Here is a 19,576-nt window from a genome sequence, read left to right on the forward strand (position 1 = left end):
GTAGGTTTATGTCTCATACGTTCGACAAGTCGAAACTGCCGAGTCGCCATGTCTCGGTTGGTCCAGAGCGGGCACCGCATCGCAGCTATTATTATGCGATGGGTCTCACAGAGGAAGAGATTGGCCGACCCTTCGTAGGCATTGCGTCTGCGGGCAATGACAGCGCGCCCTGCAACACCACCCTGGACATGCAGGCGGACTTCTGCCGCCAGGGCGTGAACGAAGCGGGTGGGATGCCTCGCCGGTTCAACACCATCACCGTTACCGACGGCATTGCCATGGGTCACCAAGGCATGAAAAGTTCGCTCGCCAGCCGTGATGTGATCGCGGATTCGGTGGAACTATCGGTACGCGGCCACTGTTATGACGCGCTCGTCACCTTTGCTGGATGCGACAAGTCGTTGCCCGGCATGATGATGGCGATGCTGCGCCTGAACGTCCCGTCGATTTTCGTCTATGGTGGCTCCATCCTGCCGGGCCGGTTCGAAAATCGCGATGTTACCGTCGTCGATGTGTTCGAAGTCGTGGGCAAATATGCGGCGGGCGCTTGCCCTCTGAAGGACGTTATTGCGCTAGAAAAGGTCGCATGTCCGGGCCATGGCGCTTGTGGCGGCCAATATACGGCCAACACCATGGCCTGTGTTGGCGAAGCCATCGGCTTGTCGTTGCCGAACAGCAATATGGCGCCCGCACCTTATAAAAGCCGTGAGGAAGTCGCGGTGGCAGCCGGGCGTCAGGTGATGGAGTTGCTGGCGAAGAATATCCGCCCGCGTGATATCTGCACCCGCGAAGCATTTGAGAACGCCGCCCGCATTGTGGCGGCAACCGGTGGTTCGACCAATGGCGCGTTGCACCTGCCCGCCATGGCAAACGAGTGCGGCATTGATTTCGACCTGTTCGACGTCGCCGAAATCTTTAAATCGACACCCTATATCGCTGACCTGAAGCCGGGCGGCAAATATGTCGCCAAGGATATGTATGACGCCGGTGGCATCTACATGCTGATGAAGACGCTGTTCGACAACGGACTGCTACACGGTGACTGCATGACGGTGACCGGCAAGACCATTGCCGAGAATATCGAAGAAGTGACCTGGAATCCTGAGCAGAAGGTCATCTACGACGTGAAATCGCCGATCACGCCGACCGGCGGCGTCGTGGGCCTGAAGGGCACGCTGGCGCCCAATGGCGCGATTGTGAAGGTGGCTGGCATGCATCGGCTCCAGTTCGAAGGCCCCGCGCGGGTTTTCGATTGCGAGGAAGATGCTTTTGCTGCGGTCGAAGCGCGCGATATCGCCGAGGGGTCGGTCATTGTCATCCGCTATGAAGGCCCCAAGGGAGGCCCCGGCATGCGCGAGATGCTGTCAACCACCGCGGCGCTTTATGGCCAGGGCATGGGCGAGAAGGTCGCGCTGATCACAGATGGGCGCTTTTCAGGCGCGACGCGCGGTTTTTGCATCGGCCATGTTGGTCCCGAAGCTGCGGAAGGCGGGCCGATCGCCCTTGTCGAAAATGGCGACATCATCGCCATCGACGCCGAAGCGGGCACGATCGACCTTCAGGTTGCCGACAGTGTCTTGGCCGAGCGTCTGAAGAACTGGAAGCCGCGCCAGAATGATTATCAGGCTGGCGCGCTTTGGCGCTATGCGCAGAATGTCGGACCGGCTTACAAGGGAGCGGTGACGCATCCCGGAGCTAAGGCCGAAACTCATGTCTATGCGGATATTTGAGGCATTGGCGGGGGCGGGGCTTGCGTGCCTCGCCTTGGCTGGCTGCGACGGTGGTGATGGCACGGCGGCGGATCAGCAGTCGACTTCCAGCTCGGTGAGCAGCACGGGCGGCGTCGCTGACTGCGCCATCGGGACGACGGCGGATTGGAGCCGCAGTTGTCCGGTCGAGCGTTCTGGCGATCTGGTGACATTGCGTCATCCCGACGGAGGCTTCCGTCGATTTCATGTGGTGAAAGACGGACGCGGCCTGGTCGCGGCCGACGGTGCCGAACAGGCGACGGTAACGGTCTTGGGGAAGGACCAGATCGAACTCAGCGTCGGTGAAGATCGCTATCGACTTCCCGCGACGATGGCGGCTGTGGTGCAGCCGTGACATTCAAGTCGGTCCTGACCGCAGTGCAAATGCGCCATGCGGAGCAGGACGCAATTGCCGCCGGTGTGACCGAATATGCCCTGATGGAAAGGGCTGGCGCAGCAGCGGCGGAAATCATCTGGCGCGCGGGTGCCAAGCGCGACCTTTTGGTTCTGTGCGGGCCCGGCAATAATGGTGGCGACGGCTTCGTTATCGCCCGGCTGTTGCGCGATCGGGGATTGCCGGTGCGCGTGGCGGTGCTGGGGGAGAGCCGCACCGATTCAAGCCGGAAAGCGCGTGCTGCCTGGAATGGACCGGTGGAAGCGCTAGCGGACGCGGCTCCGGCCACCCAGATCGTCGACGCTCTGTTCGGAACTGGCCTTTCGCGCAGCCTAGATATCGATGTAGCGGATCAACTGGCTGCACTGACAGCAGAGGCCAGCTTTAGCTACGCTATCGATCTGCCAAGCGGCGTAGAAACGGACAGCGGTGCGTTGCTGTCTCAGGTTCCTTCTTTTGGCGTTTGCATCGCGCTGGGGGCTTTCAAGCCCGCGCATCTGCTATATCCCGCAGCCGGACGTTCTGAACGGCTGATCTGCGCCGATATTGGGGTCGAAGCATCGGACAGCATATGTCGATTGGGACCTCCTGCTCTGGCCATGCCCGCCGCCGCCGCGCACAAATATAGTCGTGGGCTGGTCGCTGTTGTCGGCGGCGCGATGGCGGGGGCGAGCAGCTTGGCAAGCCATGCGGCAGCGCGGTCGGGCGCAGGGATGGTGCGTCACATTGGGCTGGAAGCGCCGACAGGCGGTCCCGACGCCATCGTTGCGCTTCAGGAGGACAACCCGGGCGAACTTGCGACATTGTTAAGCGACCGGCGCCTGGCGGCGGTCGTCGCTGGCCCAGGGATGGGGCAGGATGACCGAGCCAAGGCGCGGCTGGCGTCGGTCCTGAATTGCGGTCGCCCGCTTGTGCTCGATGCTGATGCGCTCACGCTGCTGGGTGACGAAGCCTCTCCGGCCATTCCGACAGGCTCAATCCTGACGCCACATGAAGGAGAGTTTGCGCGCCTGTTCGGCAATCTCCTGGGAAGCAAGATCGACAAGGCTCTGGAAGCGGCTCGCCTTTGCGGCGCTGTGATCATCTACAAGGGCGCGGACAGCGTGATTGCCTCGCCGGACGGCCGGGCTGCCATTAGCGCCAGTGGGTCATCCTGGCTTTCCACAGCAGGAACCGGGGATGTTCTGGCGGGGCTAGTGGCGGGCCGCCTTGCCGTCGCCGGCGACCCGTTCCTTGCCGCTTGCGAGGCAGTGTGGCTGCACGGGGAGGCGGCCAGACGGGCAGGGGCCGCATTCATCGCCGACGATCTGATCATGCAATTGCCAGCCGTTATAGCCTCTCGCTTGTGACTGATCTCGATAGTGACATCATCCTGCGCATCGCCGCCAAGGGCGATGGCGTGACCGCGGATGGGCGGCATGTGGCGCTGGCTGCTCCCGGCGACCGGCTGTTGACTGACGGCTCCCTGCTGCGCGGGCCACATCATGTCGATCCGCCCTGCATCCATTTCCCTGCATGCGGTGGGTGCGAGCTGCAGCATGTGGATGAATCCAGCCTCGCAGAGTTTATCACCGCGCGCGTTACCGGAGCGCTGGCGGGGCAGGGCGTTGAACCAGCGACGCTACTCCCCCCGCACATCTCGCCCCCACGAACGAGGCGACGGGCATCCTTGCGCGCGTCCCGGCTGGGGCGGAAAGTCACGATCGGTTTCGCTGAATCGGGCAGCCACACGCTGATCGACCTTGCCATGTGCGAGGTTCTGGACCCACGGCTCTTCGCGCTGATCGCGCCGCTGCGGTCGCTTCTGGCCCTGATGCTGCCAGACAAGCGCGCCGCGCATGTGCGCATGTCGCTGGTCGATCAAGGTGTCGACCTGTTGCTGGAGGGGGTCCGGGTAGAGGGCCTGGCGGCTGATGAGGCGTTGCTGGACTTCGCGTCCTCCCATAAACTTGCCCGATTGACGATTGATGAGGGAGATGGCCAGCAGGCCCGCTGGGAGCCGGAACCAGTGACGGTTCGCTTTGGCGGTGTTGCAGTAGCATTTCCGTCCTTTTCTTTCCTCCAAGCCACGCCCGATGGCGAGATCGCGCTGGTGGAAACGGTACGTCAGGCGCTGCCGCCGCAGGGAGCAATCGCGGACCTTTTTTGCGGCCTTGGCACCTTTGCGCTCGCCTTGGGAGGGGCGCGTCCTGTCTATGCGGCGGAAGCGGCTCGCGATCTGGTTCTATCGCTCAGGACTGCCGCCAATCGGGCGCAAAGGCGACTGGTAGCGGACCATCGCGACCTGTTCCGCCGTCCATTGTCGCCGGATGAGCTTAACCGCTTTGCCGCCATCGTAATTGATCCGCCGCGGGCGGGCGCGCGTGAGCAGGTCATGCAAATCGCAGCTTCGACCGTCGCCACCGTCGCCTATGTTTCTTGCAATCCGGCCAGCTTTGCCCGTGATGCGGCGCATCTGGTAGCAGGTGGCTATCGGCTGGATAGCGTGAAGCCGGTGGGGCAGTTCCGCTGGTCGACCCATGTCGAGTTGGTCGGGATTTTCCGGCGCGGATAAATTTGTCCCCCGCCGCTGTTACGGCGAGGGACAGGCACCCTCTCCAAAGGGGAGCTTGAGCTTTTTAGCCCAGCTTGATGACAGTAGCGCGACGGCGCGCGGGAACCGGATCGACGTAGAGGCTGGCCATCGGTTCATCCTCGACCTCGACCACCGCTTCTGACGTAAAGCCATTGAAGCCGGTACGCATGGCCGCGCCATAGGCGCCCAGCATTCCGATTTCGATATAGTCGCCCGCCTGCACGTCTTCGGGCAGCATGAATGGGCCGACCATGTGGTCCATGTCGTCGCAGGTTGGGCCGTAGAAGGAGAAGCCGGTCAGTTCCGCCTCGCTCTCTTCCGCGCGCAGCAGTGCGACGGGGAAGCGCCAGCCGATATGCGCCGCGTCGAACAGCGCGCCGTAAGCGCCATCGTTAATGTAGAGTTCAGTGCCGCGACGGCGCTCCACACGCACGATGACCGAGCTATACTCGGCCGAAAGCGCGCGGCCTGGTTCGCACCACAGTTCCGACGAATAGCTGACGGGCAGGCTTTCAAAGCCGCGATGGATCGCGTCGAAATAGGCCTCCAGCGCTGGCGGTTCCATGCCGGGGTAAACCGACGGGAAACCGCCACCGACGTCGATGATGTCGACCGTCACTGCGGCGTCCACGATAGCGGCGCGGACGCGTTCGATGGCGTCGCTATAGGCCTGAGGGCTCATCGCCTGGCTGCCCACATGGAAGCAGATGCCGAGCGCGTCAGCCGCCTGCCGCGTGGCCATCAGCAGATCGCGGGTCTCACCCAGTTCCGCGCCGAATTTCGATGCAAGGCTGAGCTCGGAATGTTCGGAGGAAACGCGCAGGCGGACGCACAATTCCAAGTCGGTCGCTTCATCGGTTGCGCGGACGATCTTTTCCAGTTCGTCCATCGTGTCGAGCGAGAATGTGCGGACCCCATGAACATGATAGGCTTCCGCAATCGCTTCCTCGGCCTTGACCGGGTGCATGAAACACAGCTTCGCATCTGGCAGCGTCTGCGCGACGAGGCGAACCTCCGCAATTGAGGCCACGTCATAATGCGTGATTCCGCTATCCCACAGGGTCCGGATGAGATCCGGCGAAGGGTTCGCCTTTACCGCATAGAGCGAGCGCCCCGGGAACTTCTGAGCGAAGAACTGGGCAGCCCGGGCAGCAGCCTGGGGACGAATAAGCGTTACCGGTGCTGCCGGTTTGAGGGCGGTCGCTACCCCCAGCGCGCTATGATGCTTGTGCAACTCAAGGGACCTCCAGTGTAGTCGTGGGCATTAAAGCTGCCTTGCGGTGGAAGTCCCATGGGGCAGCGGAAGGGCGATATATGCGTAGGGGTCCCCCCTGTAAAGCGCGCATATGCATTTTGTTGCGCGGCCCGCTATAAAATGTGCGTCAGGAGAGACGGGACTTGAAATCCTCATAGGAAAAACGGCGGATTTCCTTGAGTTCGTCGCTTCCTGAGTTCCACAGCCAGATGCCGGGGAGCGGCACGCCGTTGAATGTATTAGTCTTTACCATCGAATAATGCGCCTGGTCGAGGAAGGCGATCCGTCGCCCCGGAGTCGCACCGCCGGGGATTCGATAGTCGCCGATGATGTCGCCTGCCAGGCAGGAGGGGCCGCCGAGTCTGGTGACGGGGCCGTCCACCGCTTCGTCGAGCATCGCGGGGCGGTAGGGTGCCTCGATAACGTCAGGCATGTGGCAGGTGGCGGAGATGTCCGTGATGGCGACGGGCATGTCATTGTCGATCACATCCAGGATTTCGCCGATCAGGATACCTGCGTCGAGAGCCATGGCTTCGCCCGGTTCGATGTAGAGTTCGAGGCCGGTCTGCGCCTTGATCCGCTGGAGAAAGGCGATCAGCAGGTCGATTTGATAGTCGGCGCGCGTGACATGATGGCCGCCGCCGAAGTTCAACCATTTAAGGCCGCCGACATGCGGCATGACACGGGACTCTATCGCTGCCCAGGTCCGTTCGAGGGGCAGGAAATCCTGTTCGCACAGATTGTGGACGTGAAGGCCATCGACGCCTTCAAGATGTTCCGCGCGTAATTGATCGATCGGGAAACCGAGGCGGCTGTGCGGCTGTGAGGGGTCATATTTGGGCACTTCGCCCTCTGCGTGGAGCGGATTTATGCGCAGCCCGATGTCGAAGTTCACACCGTTCATACGAGCATCGTCGATGACCGGTTTCAGGCGCGCGATCTGGCCTGGGCTGTTGAATATGACATGGTCGGAGATTTTGAGGATTTGCGCCAGATCTTCGGGCTTGTAGGCGGCGCAATAGGTCGCGACTTCCCTGCTTCCGTCGGGGCCGCCATATTCTTCGCGGCCGAGGCGCGCTTCGTAAATGCCCGACGCGCAGACGCCGTCGAGATATTCCGCCACAACCGGGCCAAGCGACCACATGGAGAAGGCCTTGAGCGCGCCCAGCACCTTGATGCCCGCGCGGTCGCCTATGTCGCGCAGGATGACCAGATTGCGGCGAATGGCGGCTTCGTCCATCACGAACGCGGGCGACGGAACGCGGTGGAGGTCGAAATGCGCGAAGGCGGCGGGATCGCCGGCTTTGGTTTCCATCAGGCAAGCTCCGTCAACCCAGCGCAGGCCGGGGTCTTTATGCGATAGGGAACGGCGTAACGGCCTGAGACCCCAGCCTACGCTGGGGTGACGGCCTTTTGACCGTCAGAAATCCAGCGGCTTGTCCAATTCCTTCACCTGCCAGGGCAGGCCGTGCTTGTTCAGCATGTCCATGAAGGGATCGGGATCGAACTGTTCGATGTTGAACACGCCTTCGCCTTTCCACGCGCCGGTCAGCATCATCGCGGCGCCGATCATCGCGGGGACGCCGGTGGTGTAGCTGACCGCCTGGTTGCCGGTTTCGGCATAGGCTTCCTCATGATCGCAGACCTGATAGACATAGACGGTCTTTTGCTGGCCGTCCTTTTCCCCGGTCGCAATATCACCGATGTTGGTTTTGCCCTTGGTCGTGGAGCCAAGGCTGGACGGTTCGGGCAGGACAGCCTTCAGGAACTGGAGCGGGATGATTTCCTTGCCCTCATAGATCACCGGGTCGATGCGGGTCATGCCGACATTCTGCAGCACTTCCAGATGTTTGAGATAGGCATCGCCGAAGGTCATCCAGAATCGGATGCGTTTGATTTCAGGATAGAATTTAGCCAGCGACTCCAGTTCCTCATGATACATGAGATACATGTTCTTTTCGCCGACCTGATCGAAGTGGAACGCCTGCTTATGCTTCAGGGCGGGGCCTTCGACCCATTTGCCGCCTTCCCAGTGGCGTGAGGGGGCGGTCACTTCGCGGATGTTGATTTCCGGGTTGAAGTTGGTCGCGAAATGCTGGCCATGGTCGCCGCCGTTGCAGTCGAGAATGTCGAGCGTGTCGATGCGGTCGAGCAGATGCTTCTTGATGTAGGACGCAAAGACGCTGGTGACGCCGGGGTCGAATCCTGAACCGAGCAGCGCCATGATCCCCGCTTCCTTGAAACGGTCCTGATAGGCCCACTGCCAGCCATATTCGAACTTGGGCGTCTCGCGCGGTTCGTAATTGGCGGTGTCGAGATAATCGACCTCGGTCGCCAGACAGGCGTCCATGATGTTGAGGTCCTGATAGGGCAAAGCGAGATTGACGACGAGCTTCGGCTGAACCTGTTCGATCAGGGCGATGGTGGCGGCGACGTCATCAGCATCCACCTGCGCCACGTCGATGGTGACGCCGGTGCGGGCCTTCACCGATTCGGCGACCTTCTGGCAGCTGATCAGGCGACGGCTGGCGAGCGTGATATGGCTGAAGATATCAGGATTCATCGCCATCTTGTGAACCGCGACAGATCCGACGCCGCCTGCGCCGATGACCAGAACCTTGCTCAATTCCATTGCTCCATGCTGTGCCGCGCTCCCCGCGCGAAAGCGCCCATATAGGGGCTGTGCGTGACAGCGCAAAGTCAGAGCGAACGACAGCTTTCCGCGAGGGCGGAAGCGATGGGCGATTTTGCAGTGGATCAGGGCATTGCGCCCATGATTTAACCATCAGCAGCGAAGCGGACGACCGCCGTGAGAGGAAGCATGATGGGCCATCGCAATTTCGATCTGGTCACAGAGCGCGTGAGGAATTGGGGCCGCTGGGGTCCCGACGATGCGCGCGGAACGCTGAACCACATCGGGCCGGAAGCGCTGCAGCGGGCCGCGCGAGAAGTCCGGTCGGGCAAGTCCTTTACGCTGGGGCTGCCGTTCGATGGCGACGGGCCGCAGGACGACCGCAATCGACCCAACCCCGATTTGAGTATCGTGATGGTCGCCCAGCCGATCGGCCAAGGCGGGCGGACCACATTTTCCGACGATTTCATGAAAATGCCGCTGCAATGTGCGACCCAGTGGGATGCGTTGTCGCACGTCCATTATGATGGCGAGATGTATAATGGATGCAAGGTTTGCGACAGCATCGGCCAGAATGGAGTAACGCGCCATGGCATTGAGCATCTGGCCAATCCCGGCATCGTTTCGCGCGGCGTGCTGATCGACGTCGCGCGCCATTTCAAGGTCGATCGCCTGCCTGCCGCTTACGAAATCAGCATCGATGATCTTCGCGCGGTGCTGGACGCGCAGGGCACGGCCATCATGCCCGGCGACATTGTCCTGGTGCGGACCGGCCAGATCCAATATTTCACCGTCGACAAGGATAGGGATGGTTTCCTGTACGGCGGGTCTGGCCTGCATTTTTCCTGCGCGGAATATCTGCATGACGTGTCGGCGGCGGCGCTGGCAGCGGACAATATTTCCGTTGAATATGTCGATATCGCGACCATGGATGACAGTATCGGGCTGCCCCTGCATGTCTGCTGCCTGCGCGAAATGGGCATGCCGCTGGGCGAGATGTTCGATATGGAAGCGCTGGCGGCGGACTGCGCGGCGGACGGGCGTTACAGCTTCATGCTGTCCGCCGCACCGTTGGCGTTCACCGGGGCGGTCGGGTCCCCCGTCAATCCGATTGCGCTGAAATAGCGGTGATCAGGCTAGGCCTAATGGCTTAGGACCCCAGCCGTTTTTTGCCGTCTATCGCCAAGGATATACCCCCTGATTGCAGTGCCCGCGCTGCTGGCGGCGTGATAGTTTCGCGCCCTGTCATATGAAGGAGGCTGCCTTGCCAGAGGATCCCAACCAGAGTTCAGGCGCGCAAGAGAATTCCGGCGCGGAAGACAGGCGCGATTTCCTGAAAACCTGCGGGCGGTTCGCCGTGACCGTTCCCCCTGCGGTAACCATCTTGCTGTCTACGTCGCTATCATCGGAAGCCATCGCCAAGTCTGCTGGCGGCGGCGGTGGCGGCGGTGGACCGAAAGGCAATAACGGCGTGGGCAACGGCCCCGATCCGCAGCCGCCCGGCAATCCCCCGATCAACGATGGTCCGGGCACCGGTCCGGGTAATCCGGGCAGGCGCAACAAGATCTGAGTGCGACCATGGGGGCGGTCTGCTGAGCGGTGGAGATGATGCTGCGTCTTTCACAGGGCACATCCATTGTCTTCATCGACGGTCAGCCTTTGATCCATTCGCCCGGCAGGCAGGTGCTTCTGGAGATGAACCAGATCGCCGGCTATATCGGTTGTCGACTGGAAGACGGGGTCCCGTTCCAGCAACTGGCGCAGGAAGTGCTGGAGCGCGGCTTTTCCGAACCTCAATCCATGTTGCGGACAGAGCTGGCCCATTGGTCCCTTGGGGGACTGATCCATGCCTGCGATCCCCCGCCTTCGTCCCAGCCTCTGGTGACGCAGCTGATTTCGATCGGCGGCACAGGCTTTGCGCTGCGCTATCATGATGAGCGCCTTGCCACCCGCGTCGCTCCGCTATTTGCTCATTTGGAAACGGAGCGGGAAACCGCCAGCGTCATTTATGATCTGTGGCAGGATGACGGCATGGCGTGCCTTAGTCGCAATGGTGAACCGGCGTCTGTTATGCAACCCGCGCAGGTGGGACCCGTCATCAAGGCAAGGATTGCCGACGATATTCTGAAAGATCAGCAATGGTTGATGGCCCTGCATGCCGGTTGCCTGCATCGTCATGGCAAGGCGCTGCTGATCCTGGGAGAACCGGGGGCTGGGAAGACGACGCTGACCTCCTGGCTGACGGGGCAGGGATTTATCTATGGCGGCGATGACATCACCGTCGTCAACGGCGATGGCCGGGTGCAGGGCCTGCCGTTCCTGCCGTCCGTCAAGGCAGGAGGGTGGAAGTTGCTGGCGTCGGTTTATGATGGTCTGGCGCGATTGCCGGTTCATGTCCGGCCCGATCGCAGGCGCGTTCGGTTCCCCACGCCGGGCGCGGTGGCGGGGGGTAAAATCGCGGAGATCGGCTGGATCATCAAATTGCGCCGAGGGGACGCCGGTCAGGCAAGGCTGGAAACGATGACGTCGGCGCTGGCGCTGAAGCATCTTTTAGCTGAAGCGGTTTCGCACGGCGAAGGGCTGGAACGTCGCGCGCTAGATGTGATGATAAGGGCGGTGGCGTCGGCCAAGTGCGGTGAATTGCATTATCGGCAGCTTGAAGATGCGACCCGGCTGCTGAGACGATTGTGCGATGATGAATCGGCTTGATCGCCTGCAGGGGCTGCTCGCCTGTCTGGATGGCGACCTTCCCCGGCAGGATGATTGGACGGGCATCATCGAACTGGCGAACCATTCCCTGTGCACGCCGCTGGTGGCCAGCCAACTTGAAGCGGCTGGGCGGTTTCCGGCCCTTCCCTCCGATCTGCGGCGGTTCCTGCGGGAAATCCATGTCCGCAATGGAGAGCGAAACCGGCGGCTGCTCAACCAGCTGGATGAAGCTGCTGCGCTGTTGAATTCCGTGGGGGTTGAGCCGGTGTTGATGAAGGGCACGGCCTGGCTGGCGGCTGTCAAAGACGATCAACGGGCCGACCGGCTGATCACCGACCTGGACCTGATGGTCCCGCCCGCGCGATTTCATGACGCCATCGAGCAATTGGTTGGCGCTGGCTATCGACTGGATTCGCCGTTGGTGCGACCGGATGTGCCGGTGGTCCTGCTGCGCCCCGAAGATGCCGGAACCATCGACCTGCACAGCGAATATGGCGGAGCGACGACGTTGCGCTTTACCCATGCGGATATGGCCGGGGATGCGTCGCTCCACCGGCTGACCAGCGGTGTTGCCTATCTTCCTTCTCCCGTCGTCGGTATGGCCATCCTGCTACTGCACGATCAGTTGAAAGGGAGGGATTATCTGAGGGGGCGGATCGACCTTCGCCACATGCTGGACATGCGGTCTTTGGCGGCGGGGTTCGGCCCTGTGGAGTGGGAGCGTTTGGACAGGCTGTTCCCACCCGGTTACGCGCGGACGGCAGCCAGAACGCAATTGTTTACTGCACACCGACTGTTGGGGCTGAATGTGCCCCATTATGTGCGCCGCAGCGCACGCGCCAAGCTGCAACATTGGCGGCGCATGGTCCAGATACGTTGGCCCGCGAGCGCGCTGATGCTGACGATGCTGTCCCTTCTCGATCCCCAATATCTGGCCGCGAGTCGGCGCTGGAGGTTGGCGCGGGGCGAAAAGCTGTCGGGCGGCAAAACGGGTGCGCGTGCGTGGCTACCCCGTCGGGTGAGCGTCGCTCGACTGCTCAGCTGGAAGGAAGTCGGGAAGATATGAGTTGGGCGCAGCTTAACTGACGAGCCGACGCAATCCTTCCACAGTATCCGCCTCAAGCGCAGGCTTGTCGCGCCTGATCCGGGCGACCCGTGGAAAGCGCATGGCGAGGCCCGACTTGTGCCGCTTGCTCTCGTGAATGCTGTCGAACGCCACTTCCAGTACCAGTGACTTCTCGACCTCGCGCACAGGCCCGAAACGGTTGACCGTGTTGGTGCGTACGAAGCGGTCTAGCCATTTCAGTTCCTCGTCGGTGAAGCCGCTATAGGCTTTGCCGACGGGGAGCAGTTCGCCTTCCTCCGTCCAGCAGCCGAAGGTGTAATCCGAGTAGAAGGATGAGCGTTTGCCGTGGCCGCGCTGGGCGTACATCATGACGCAGTCGGCGGTCAGGGGATCGCGTTTCCATTTGTACCAGAGCGCTGCCTTGCGCCCGGCGACATAGGGGCTGTCGCGGCGTTTGAGCATCACGCCTTCGATAGCGGCGTCGCGGGCGCCTGCGCGGATTTCGGCGAGGCTTTCGAAGTCTGGGGCTTCGATGAGGGCGGAGATGTCGAAGCGGTTCGGGTCAAGAGCCGGGATCATGGCTTCGAGGCGAGGGCGGCGTTGGTCCCAGGGGAGGGCGCGCAGGTCTTCGTCTGCGTGGAGGAGGATGTCGTACAGGCGGACGAAGGCGGGGTAGTCGGCCATCATCTTTGCGGTCACCGCTTTGCGGCCCAGACGCTGCTGGAGGGCATTGAAGCTGGCGGCAGAGCCTCCATGTTCTTTGGCTCCCTGAAAGTCACCTTTGACGAGGAGTTCGCCGTCGAGGACTGCGTGAGCGGAGAAAGCCTCCGCTATTTCCGGGAAGCTGGCGCTGATGTCGTCTCCGGCACGGCTGTAGAGGCGGGTTTGCTCGCCCGTGCCCACGATCTGGATGCGGATGCCGTCCCATTTCCATTCAGCCGCATATTGGGTGAGATCGACGCTGTCGGCTTCCAGTGGGTGGGCGAGCATGAACGGGCGGAAAAAGGGCGTGCCTGCCGGATCGGGGCGGCCGGACCTGCCTTCCGCCCAATCGAACAGGGCGGTGTAGGGTGGAGAAAGGGCATGCCAGCATTCCTCCACATCATCGACGTCAAGGTTGAAGGCTTGGGCGAAGCCGGTCTTGGCCAGGCGGGCGGAGATGCCGACGCGGAGCCCCCCGGTGGCGAGCTTGAGCAGAGCGAAGCGGCCTGACGCGTCGAGATGGTCCATCATCTGCGCGAGCGTGTCGGGTGCTGCGGCGCGACTGACGCTGTGCAGGCGGTCGATGATAGCGGAGAGAGTGAGGGAGCCGTCGTCTATCTCAGCGGGCTGGTCCTCGCGCTTGGGCCAGAGGAGGGCGACGGTTTCGGCCAGGTCGCCGACATAGTCCCGGCTCATTTCATAGAGGACCGGATCGGTGCGGGCGCGGATCATCTCGCCGATGGCTGATGCTTTGACGGCTTTGATGTCGAGATTGCCGGTGAGGGCGGCGAGAGCCCAGCCGCGATCGGGGTCCGGGGCTTCGCGCATGTAGCGAGCGATGAGGTCGAGCTTGCCGTTGCGGGAGCGGGTGTAGACGAGGCCGTCGAGGAGTTGGGAAAAGGCGCGCATCAGCCCTCATCCTCGTCTTCGCGGCCGACCAGTTCCAGGGCTCGCGCGCGCATCTGGTGGGTCATGCACCAGTGGAGCAGGGCTTCTTCGCGGCCGTGGGTGATCCAGGTTTCGGTGGGTGCGACTTCGCGGATGGTGCTGGTCAGTTCGTCCCAATCGGCATGGTCGGATATGACGAGCGGCAGTTCGACATTCTTCTGCCGGGCGCGCTGACGGACGCGCATCCAGCCTGACGCCATGGCGGTGATGGGATCGGGCAGGCGGCGGCTCCAGCGGTCGTTGAGGGCGGAGGGCGGCGAGACGATGATGTGGCCGCGCATCTCCTTTGCTGGAACGCCGGTCGCGGGACGCAACTCGCCGAGATTTATGCCGAAATCCTGATAAAGCGCGCACATGCGTTCCATCGCCCCGTGGATGTATATGGGATCGTGATGGCCGCGCGCGCGGACTTCGCAGATGAGGCGCTGGGCTTTCCCGAGCGCATAGGCGCCGACGAGGACGCAGCGGTCGGGATGGGCGTGGAGCGCGGCGAGCAGGCGGTCGACTTCGCTGCCGGTGTCAGGATGGCGGAAGACGGGGAGGCCAAAGGTGGCTTCGGTGACGAAGATGTCGCAGGGGACGGGTTCGAACGGCTTGCAGGTGGGATCAGGGCGGCGCTTGTAATCGCCGGTGACGATGACGCGCTCGCCTGCATGTTCCAGCAGGATTTGCGCCGAGCCGAGGACATGGCCTGCGGGAATGTAGGAGATGTCCACCCCGCCCATACGGACCTGCTCGCCATAGCCGACCGCCGTGCCGCTGGCCGTGCCATAGCGCAGGGCCATGATGGCGAGTGTTTCTTGCGTCGCCCAGACATGGCCATGGCCGCCGCGCGCATGATCGGCATGGCCGTGGGTGACGAGCGCGCGTTCGGCTGGCTGTGATGGATCGATCCAGGCGTCAGCGGGGCGGACGTAGATTCCGGTGGGGTGCGGTTCGATCCAGTGCGGCATGTGCAGGTAGAAGATGGAATGCGGGGCTAAGGTTCCGCGAGGGGGCTTCATGAAGGCGTAACCGAACCGTCATCCAGCAGGAGGAAGCGCGCCACATGGCATCTGCGGCACATCGGAACATCACACGCGCGGTGGATCGGCACCGGCATCTGTCAAAGCAGGGACTGCTGGAGCGGGCCTTCACATTTGCCTCCTGGGGTCTGGTCTACGCCCAGATTTGGGAAGACCCGGAGGTGGACATGGACGCGCTGGCGATCACGGGCGACTGCCATGTTGTCACCATCGCGTCGGGCGAGTGCAACGTGCTGAGCCCCGCGAAGATCAAGAGATTTCCAGTGGTAGGGCACGGCATAGCGGCACGAGATTCCAGCCTTCGCTGGGATGACGGTATGACAGCAGAATCCGATCTTGCCCTACCGGATTTAAACGTTTCTATTCTCGTCCCGCAAAGTGCGTGAAACGCATGTTGGAACTGGGCTCCTGCCTTCGCAGGAGCACGGTGGGATGCGGGGTGTGCGGGTGCTTTTCCGTCAAGCGCGTGATTTGGGCTTCGGCCTTCGCCAGGGCGCGGTTGCGAAAGCCCCTGGCGTCAGGCCGCCTTTTTGAGTTCCAGTTCCAGGCGGTCCCAGATTTCGACGAGCGCCTGCACCAGTTCGCGCATCATCTGTTCGGTGTGCGCCGGGCCGGGGGTGAAGCGCAGGCGTTCCGTGCCGCGCGGGACGGTGGGATAGTTGATCGGCTGCACATAGGCGCCATATTCGGCGAGCAAGATGTCGCTGATGCGCTTTGCCTTCACCGGGTCGCCGACCATCAGGGGCACGATATGGGTCACGGACGGCATGACGGGCAAACCGGAGTCCGCCATCAGGCGTTTGAGCGTCGCGGCTGCGGCCTGCTGGCCTTCGCGTTCTTCGCTCGACCCCTTGAGGTGACGGACGCTCGCCAGCACCCCTGCGACCAGCACCGGCGAAAGCGACGTGGTGAAGATGAAGCCCGGCGCATAGCTGCGGATCACATCCACGATCATCTGGTCGGCCGCGATATAGCCGCCCATGACGCCGAATGCCTTGCCCAGTGTCCCTTCGATGATGGTCACGCGATGCGCGACCTCATCCCGTTCGGAAATGCCGCCACCGCGAGCGCCATACATGCCCACGGCATGGACTTCGTCCAGATAGGTGAGAGCGTTGAATTCTTCGGCCAGGTCGCAGATGGCGGCAATCGGTGCGATGTCGCCGTCCATCGAATAGACGCTTTCAAACGCAATCAGCTTGGGCGCGTCGGGATCTTCCGCTTCAAGAAGTTCGCGGAGGTGGTCGAGGTCGTTGTGCCGGAAAACGCGTTTTTCACAGCCCGAATTGCGGATGCCCGCGATCATCGATGCGTGGTTCAGTTCGTCGGAAAATACGATGCAGCCGGGTAACAGCTTGGCAAGGGTGGAGAGCGCCGCTTCGTTCGAGACATAGCCCGACGTGAACAGCAGGGCCGCTTCCTTCCCATGCAGGTCCGCCAGTTCGCCTTCCAGATCGACATGATAATGGGTGTTGCCGCCGATATTGCGGGTGCCGCCCGATCCGGCGCCGACATCATGCAGCGCCTCTTCCATGGCGGCGACGACCTTGGGATGCTGACCCATGGCGAGATAGTCGTTCGAGCACCAGACGGTGATCGGCTTTGGACCATTATGACCATGAAAGCAGCGGGCATTGGGGAACGAACCCCGGTTGCGCAGGATATCGATGAACACTCGATACCGGCCCTCTTCATGCAGCCGGTCGATCGCCTGTGCGAAGATATGCTTGTAATTCACCTGACGCCCTAGTCCCTTGTGGCCCGCATTCCCCTCTAGCGGGCCGTTTACCTGCTGCGCCGTTCTATTACCAGCGATAACCGTTCGCAGCGCTAGGGAGAAATACCTATCATATTGATAGAGGAAATTGGGAGTGGACCAAAGGTCCTACCCCTACAACGCCTCCATCTCGTCAATTCCGAAGTCCGCCAGCGCGGTGGCGAGCGTGGCGACGCTGCCGTCGAGGCGAGTGAATACGGCCTTGCCCGGCGGGACAGATGACGGCCAGCTTTGCCCCTGCGTCAGATAGGCGATGCGCCGGGCGATGCCTTCGCCGCCATGGACAAAGCGCAGCGGACGGGGCGCTGCGGCGGCAAGTTCCGCCTCGACCAGCGGGAAATGCGTACAGGCAAGGACGACGATATCCATCCGGTCGCCGCCAGGTTGTTCCAGCAGGCCGACAAGCGCGTCGCGGGCAATCGCGGGGTCCAGCGGTTCGCACCGCAGTTTGGCCTCGGCCAGTTGGACCAACGCGGCAGAGCCATGGCGCAGCACCGTGCAGTCGGCCCCAAATTCGGCGGCGAGCCTGTCGACATAAGGCTGGCGCACGGTGGCGTCGGTGCCGAGCACGCCGAAGACCCGGCTTTGCGACAGCAGCGCGGCGGGCTTGATCGCCGGGACTGTGCCGACGACGGGAATGTCCAGTGCGGCGCGCACGGCGGACAGCGCGATGGTCGATGCCGTGTTGCAGGCGATCACCGCCAGGCGGGGACGGAAACGTTCGACCAGTCGGCCAAGAAGAGCCGGTACACGGGCGGCGATTTCCGCCTCGCTCTTCGTCCCATAGGGGAAACCGGCGCTGTCGGCGGCATAGACGATGGGCGCGGTGGGCAACATCGCGCGCGCCGGAGCCAGAATGGACAGCCCGCCGACACCGGAATCGAAAAACAGTAGGGGAGCAGTTGGTGCGACCTTCATGATGGGGCACATGTCGCGACCGGGGCGGGGCTGTCAACCTGCAGCCGGACGTCTTCGTCATTGCCCGGTGCGCGCGGAACGCTATGGTCGCGCCCGCAACAATTTCGGCGAGATCATGACTCCACCCTGGCTTATTCCCGCGACCGTCCTGCTGATCGGCTATCTGCTCGGCTCCATTCCCTTTGGACTGCTGCTGACGCGCATGACCGGGGCGGGCGACCTGCGTCAGATCGGATCGGGCAATATCGGCGCCACCAACGTGCTGCGGACCGGGCGGAAGGGGCTGGCGGCGGCCACATTGCTGCTGGACCTGCTGAAAGGAGCTGGCGCCGTGCTGATCGGTGCGGCGCTGGTCGATGGCGGCGGCCCCATGGCGGGCGCGATGGCCTTTATCGGCCATTGCTACCCGGTCTGGTTGCGCTTTGCCGGTGGCAAGGGAGTTGCGACGATGATGGGGGTCATCACTGCGCTCCACTGGCCCGCCGGGATCGTCTTTGCGCTGGCGTGGCTGGCCGCGCTGTTCGGCACGCGCTGGTCATCGGTAGGCGGCATGACGGCGGCGGTCAGCGCGCCCGTCGCCATGTGGTTCATGGACAGGATCGACCTAGTCCCCGTCGCCCTGGCGCTCGCCCTGATCGTGCTGTGGCGGCACCGGGCGAACATCGCCCGCTTGGCCAAGGGCGCGGAGCCCAAGATCGGAGCCGCCAAGGGGTGAGTGAGCAGGACAGGTTCGATCGCCTTCGCCTGATCCGGTCTCCACGGATCGGGCCGGTCACTTTCAGGCAATTGATTGCGCGCTTCGGCACGGCGTCGGAGGCGCTTCGTGCGGTGCCCGAACTGGCGGCGCGGGGCGGGGGCAAGGGCAGCGTGGCCGCCGCCGCCGGTGTGGAGCAGGAAATCGCGCGCAGCCGAGCGCTGGGCGGACGCTATCTGCTGATGGGTGACGCCGATTACCCGTTTCTGCTCGACCAGATGGAGGGCGCCCCGCCTGCCCTGATCGTGCGGGGCGATGTCACGCTGGCAGCGCGGCAGTGCGTGGCCATGGTCGGTGCGCGCAACGCGTCGGCTGCGGCCTGTCGATTCGCCCGGACGCTGGCGCAGGACCTGGGACAGCGGGGCGCTGTGACGGTGTCCGGCCTGGCGCGTGGGATCGACACGGCGGCGCATCAGGGATCGATTGCGACCGGGACGATCGGCGTCATCGCCTGTGGCATCGACGTCATATTCCCGCCGGAAAATGCCGATTTGCAGGAACAGATGGCCAAGGACGGGCTGCTGGTGACGGAGCATCCACCTGGAACGCAGCCGCTCGCCCGGCATTTTCCAGCGCGCAACCGGATCATCGCGGGGCTGGCCGCGGGCACGGTGGTGGTCGAAGCAGCGCCGCGTTCCGGGTCGCTGATAACCGCGCGACTGGCGGCTGAAGCAGGACGGGAGGTCATGGCCGTTCCAGGATCACCACTCGATCCCCGCGCGCAGGGATGCAACCAGCTGATTCGCGACGGGGCGATTTTGGTGCAGGACGGTGCGGACGTCATGGAGGCCATTGGCAGCATCGATGTCCGCATGGTCCGGCAGGGAAGCCTGAATTTTGCCGGGGAGCCTGTGTCAGCCGATGTGGCTGCACGCGACCGCGCGGAGGTGGTCGGGTTACTCGGCTCTGCGCCGGTTCCGGTGGATGAAGTCATCCGCCTGTCCGGCCTAAGCCCCGCCATCGTGCAGACGGTGCTGCTGGAACTGGAGCTGGCAGCGCGGCTGGAACGCCATGCAGGTGGCAAGGTCAGCTTGTCATGACGCTCTTGACGTGGGCCATCGTCGCCTTCCAGA

The 19,576-nt window shown here is 62.9% G+C and carries 17 protein-coding genes and 1 pseudogene; 11 read left to right on the top strand and 7 right to left on the bottom strand.

Annotation, left to right across the window (positions count from 1 at the left end; all coding sequences use genetic code 11):
* The first annotated feature begins 8 nt into the window (after positions 1-8).
* Genes ilvD through ACI3KQ_RS06980 form a run of 4 tightly spaced genes read left to right on the top strand, consistent with a single transcriptional unit; the run spans position 9 to position 4,696 of the window.
* Positions 9-1,730 (top strand): dihydroxy-acid dehydratase, encoded by a 1,722-nt coding sequence (ilvD, locus tag ACI3KQ_RS06965; RefSeq protein ID WP_404956074.1) that lies wholly within the window; start codon positions 9-11, stop codon positions 1,728-1,730.
* Positions 1,711-2,103 carry a hypothetical protein gene (locus ACI3KQ_RS06970; RefSeq protein ID WP_404956076.1) on the top strand — a complete coding sequence of 131 codons (393 nt, stop codon included), beginning with the start codon at positions 1,711-1,713 and terminating at the stop codon, positions 2,101-2,103. The genes ilvD and ACI3KQ_RS06970 overlap by 20 nt, the downstream gene beginning before the upstream one ends.
* Positions 2,100-3,491 (top strand): NAD(P)H-hydrate dehydratase, encoded by a 1,392-nt coding sequence (locus ACI3KQ_RS06975; RefSeq protein ID WP_404956077.1) that lies wholly within the window; start codon positions 2,100-2,102, stop codon positions 3,489-3,491. Before ACI3KQ_RS06970 ends, ACI3KQ_RS06975 begins: the two co-directional genes overlap by 4 nt.
* On the top strand, positions 3,488-4,696 hold the full coding sequence (locus ACI3KQ_RS06980) for a class I SAM-dependent RNA methyltransferase (RefSeq protein WP_404956079.1): 1,209 nt from the start codon (positions 3,488-3,490) through the stop codon (positions 4,694-4,696). The genes ACI3KQ_RS06975 and ACI3KQ_RS06980 overlap by 4 nt, the downstream gene beginning before the upstream one ends.
* Positions 4,697-4,760: 64 nt before the next feature.
* Here the strand turns inward: ACI3KQ_RS06980 and ACI3KQ_RS06985 are convergent, their stop codons facing one another.
* The 3 genes from ACI3KQ_RS06985 to ACI3KQ_RS06995 all read right to left on the bottom strand — a co-directional run bounded on the left by ACI3KQ_RS06985 (position 4,761) and on the right by ACI3KQ_RS06995 (position 8,598).
* The gene (locus ACI3KQ_RS06985) at positions 4,761-5,951 is read right to left on the bottom strand and encodes a type III PLP-dependent enzyme (RefSeq protein WP_404956081.1); all 1,191 of its coding nucleotides are present in this window, start codon (positions 5,949-5,951) and stop codon (positions 4,761-4,763) included.
* 148 nt (positions 5,952-6,099) lie between these two features.
* Positions 6,100-7,287, bottom strand: a complete 1,188-nt coding sequence (locus tag ACI3KQ_RS06990) for a carboxynorspermidine decarboxylase (protein WP_404956083.1) — start codon at positions 7,285-7,287, stop codon at positions 6,100-6,102.
* Between the two features lie 105 nt (positions 7,288-7,392).
* Positions 7,393-8,598: a saccharopine dehydrogenase family protein gene (locus ACI3KQ_RS06995; protein ID WP_404956085.1), complete on the bottom strand. Its 1,206-nt coding sequence runs from the start codon at positions 8,596-8,598 to the stop codon at positions 7,393-7,395.
* A gap of 195 nt (positions 8,599-8,793) precedes the next feature.
* Here ACI3KQ_RS06995 and ACI3KQ_RS07000 point away from each other — a divergent pair, with 195 nt between their 5' ends.
* The 4 genes from ACI3KQ_RS07000 (at position 8,794) to ACI3KQ_RS07015 (ending at position 12,379) form a co-directional block, all read left to right on the top strand.
* Positions 8,794-9,729: a cyclase family protein gene (locus tag ACI3KQ_RS07000; protein ID WP_404956086.1), complete on the top strand. Its 936-nt coding sequence runs from the start codon at positions 8,794-8,796 to the stop codon at positions 9,727-9,729.
* A gap of 139 nt (positions 9,730-9,868) precedes the next feature.
* A complete protein-coding gene (locus ACI3KQ_RS07005) occupies positions 9,869-10,174 on the top strand; it encodes a hypothetical protein (RefSeq protein ID WP_404956088.1) in 306 nt (101 codons plus the stop codon).
* Between the two features lie 35 nt (positions 10,175-10,209).
* Positions 10,210-11,313 (top strand): hypothetical protein, encoded by a 1,104-nt coding sequence (locus ACI3KQ_RS07010; protein WP_404956090.1) that lies wholly within the window; start codon positions 10,210-10,212, stop codon positions 11,311-11,313.
* Positions 11,297-12,379, top strand: a complete 1,083-nt coding sequence (locus ACI3KQ_RS07015) for a nucleotidyltransferase family protein (protein WP_404956092.1) — start codon at positions 11,297-11,299, stop codon at positions 12,377-12,379. Before ACI3KQ_RS07010 ends, ACI3KQ_RS07015 begins: the two co-directional genes overlap by 17 nt.
* 12 nt (positions 12,380-12,391) lie before the next feature.
* Here the strand turns inward: ACI3KQ_RS07015 and ACI3KQ_RS07020 are convergent, their stop codons facing one another.
* A complete protein-coding gene (locus ACI3KQ_RS07020; RefSeq protein WP_404956094.1) occupies positions 12,392-13,990 on the bottom strand; it encodes a cisplatin damage response ATP-dependent DNA ligase in 1,599 nt (532 codons plus the stop codon).
* Complete coding sequence (locus tag ACI3KQ_RS07025; protein WP_404956194.1) at positions 13,990-14,982, bottom strand: ligase-associated DNA damage response exonuclease; 993 nt, start codon at positions 14,980-14,982, stop codon at positions 13,990-13,992. Before ACI3KQ_RS07025 ends, ACI3KQ_RS07020 begins: the two co-directional genes overlap by 1 nt.
* Before the next feature lie 95 nt (positions 14,983-15,077).
* On the opposite strand from ACI3KQ_RS07025, the pseudogene ACI3KQ_RS07030 reads away from it, so the two are divergent.
* Positions 15,078-15,305, top strand: a pseudogene (locus ACI3KQ_RS07030) (DUF3419 family protein); the annotation flags it as partial.
* 266 nt (positions 15,306-15,571) lie between these two features.
* Here the strand turns inward: ACI3KQ_RS07030 and hemA are convergent.
* A complete protein-coding gene (gene hemA / locus ACI3KQ_RS07035) occupies positions 15,572-16,792 on the bottom strand; it encodes a 5-aminolevulinate synthase (RefSeq protein WP_404956095.1) in 1,221 nt (406 codons plus the stop codon).
* Between the two features lie 153 nt (positions 16,793-16,945).
* Complete coding sequence (murI, locus tag ACI3KQ_RS07040; protein ID WP_404956097.1) at positions 16,946-17,749, bottom strand: glutamate racemase; 804 nt, start codon at positions 17,747-17,749, stop codon at positions 16,946-16,948.
* 115 nt (positions 17,750-17,864) lie between these two features.
* Between murI and plsY the strand changes: the two genes are divergently transcribed.
* Together plsY and dprA are read left to right on the top strand one after the other, a co-directional pair.
* On the top strand, positions 17,865-18,464 hold the full coding sequence (gene plsY, locus ACI3KQ_RS07045) for a glycerol-3-phosphate 1-O-acyltransferase PlsY (RefSeq protein ID WP_404956099.1): 600 nt from the start codon (positions 17,865-17,867) through the stop codon (positions 18,462-18,464).
* Positions 18,461-19,543: a DNA-processing protein DprA gene (dprA, locus tag ACI3KQ_RS07050; RefSeq protein ID WP_404956100.1), complete on the top strand. Its 1,083-nt coding sequence runs from the start codon at positions 18,461-18,463 to the stop codon at positions 19,541-19,543. Before plsY ends, dprA begins: the two co-directional genes overlap by 4 nt.
* The last annotated feature ends 33 nt before the right edge of the window (positions 19,544-19,576 follow it).

Source organism: Sphingobium sp. ZW T5_29 (assembly GCF_044987515.1).
GTDB lineage: Bacteria > Pseudomonadota > Alphaproteobacteria > Sphingomonadales > Sphingomonadaceae > Sphingobium.

Excerpts from the sequence above, each read along its gene's own strand:
- ilvD (WP_404956074.1), top strand. The coding sequence starts at position 9 with ATGTCTCATACGTTCGACAAGTCGAAACTGCCGAGTCGCCATGTCTCG.
- ACI3KQ_RS06970 (WP_404956076.1), top strand. The coding sequence starts at position 1,711 with ATGTCTATGCGGATATTTGAGGCATTGGCGGGGGCGGGGCTTGCGTGC.
- ACI3KQ_RS06990 (WP_404956083.1), bottom strand. The coding sequence starts at position 7,287 with ATGGAAACCAAAGCCGGCGATCCCGCCGCCTTCGCGCATTTCGACCTC.
- ACI3KQ_RS07000 (WP_404956086.1), top strand. The coding sequence starts at position 8,794 with ATGATGGGCCATCGCAATTTCGATCTGGTCACAGAGCGCGTGAGGAAT.
- ACI3KQ_RS07010 (WP_404956090.1), top strand. The coding sequence starts at position 10,210 with ATGATGCTGCGTCTTTCACAGGGCACATCCATTGTCTTCATCGACGGT.
- ACI3KQ_RS07015 (WP_404956092.1), top strand. The coding sequence starts at position 11,297 with ATGATGAATCGGCTTGATCGCCTGCAGGGGCTGCTCGCCTGTCTGGAT.
- ACI3KQ_RS07020 (WP_404956094.1), bottom strand. The coding sequence starts at position 13,990 with ATGCGCGCCTTTTCCCAACTCCTCGACGGCCTCGTCTACACCCGCTCC.
- ACI3KQ_RS07025 (WP_404956194.1), bottom strand. The coding sequence starts at position 14,982 with ATGCCGCACTGGATCGAACCGCACCCCACCGGAATCTACGTCCGCCCC.
- murI (WP_404956097.1), bottom strand. The coding sequence starts at position 17,749 with ATGAAGGTCGCACCAACTGCTCCCCTACTGTTTTTCGATTCCGGTGTC.
- plsY (WP_404956099.1), top strand. The coding sequence starts at position 17,865 with ATGACTCCACCCTGGCTTATTCCCGCGACCGTCCTGCTGATCGGCTAT.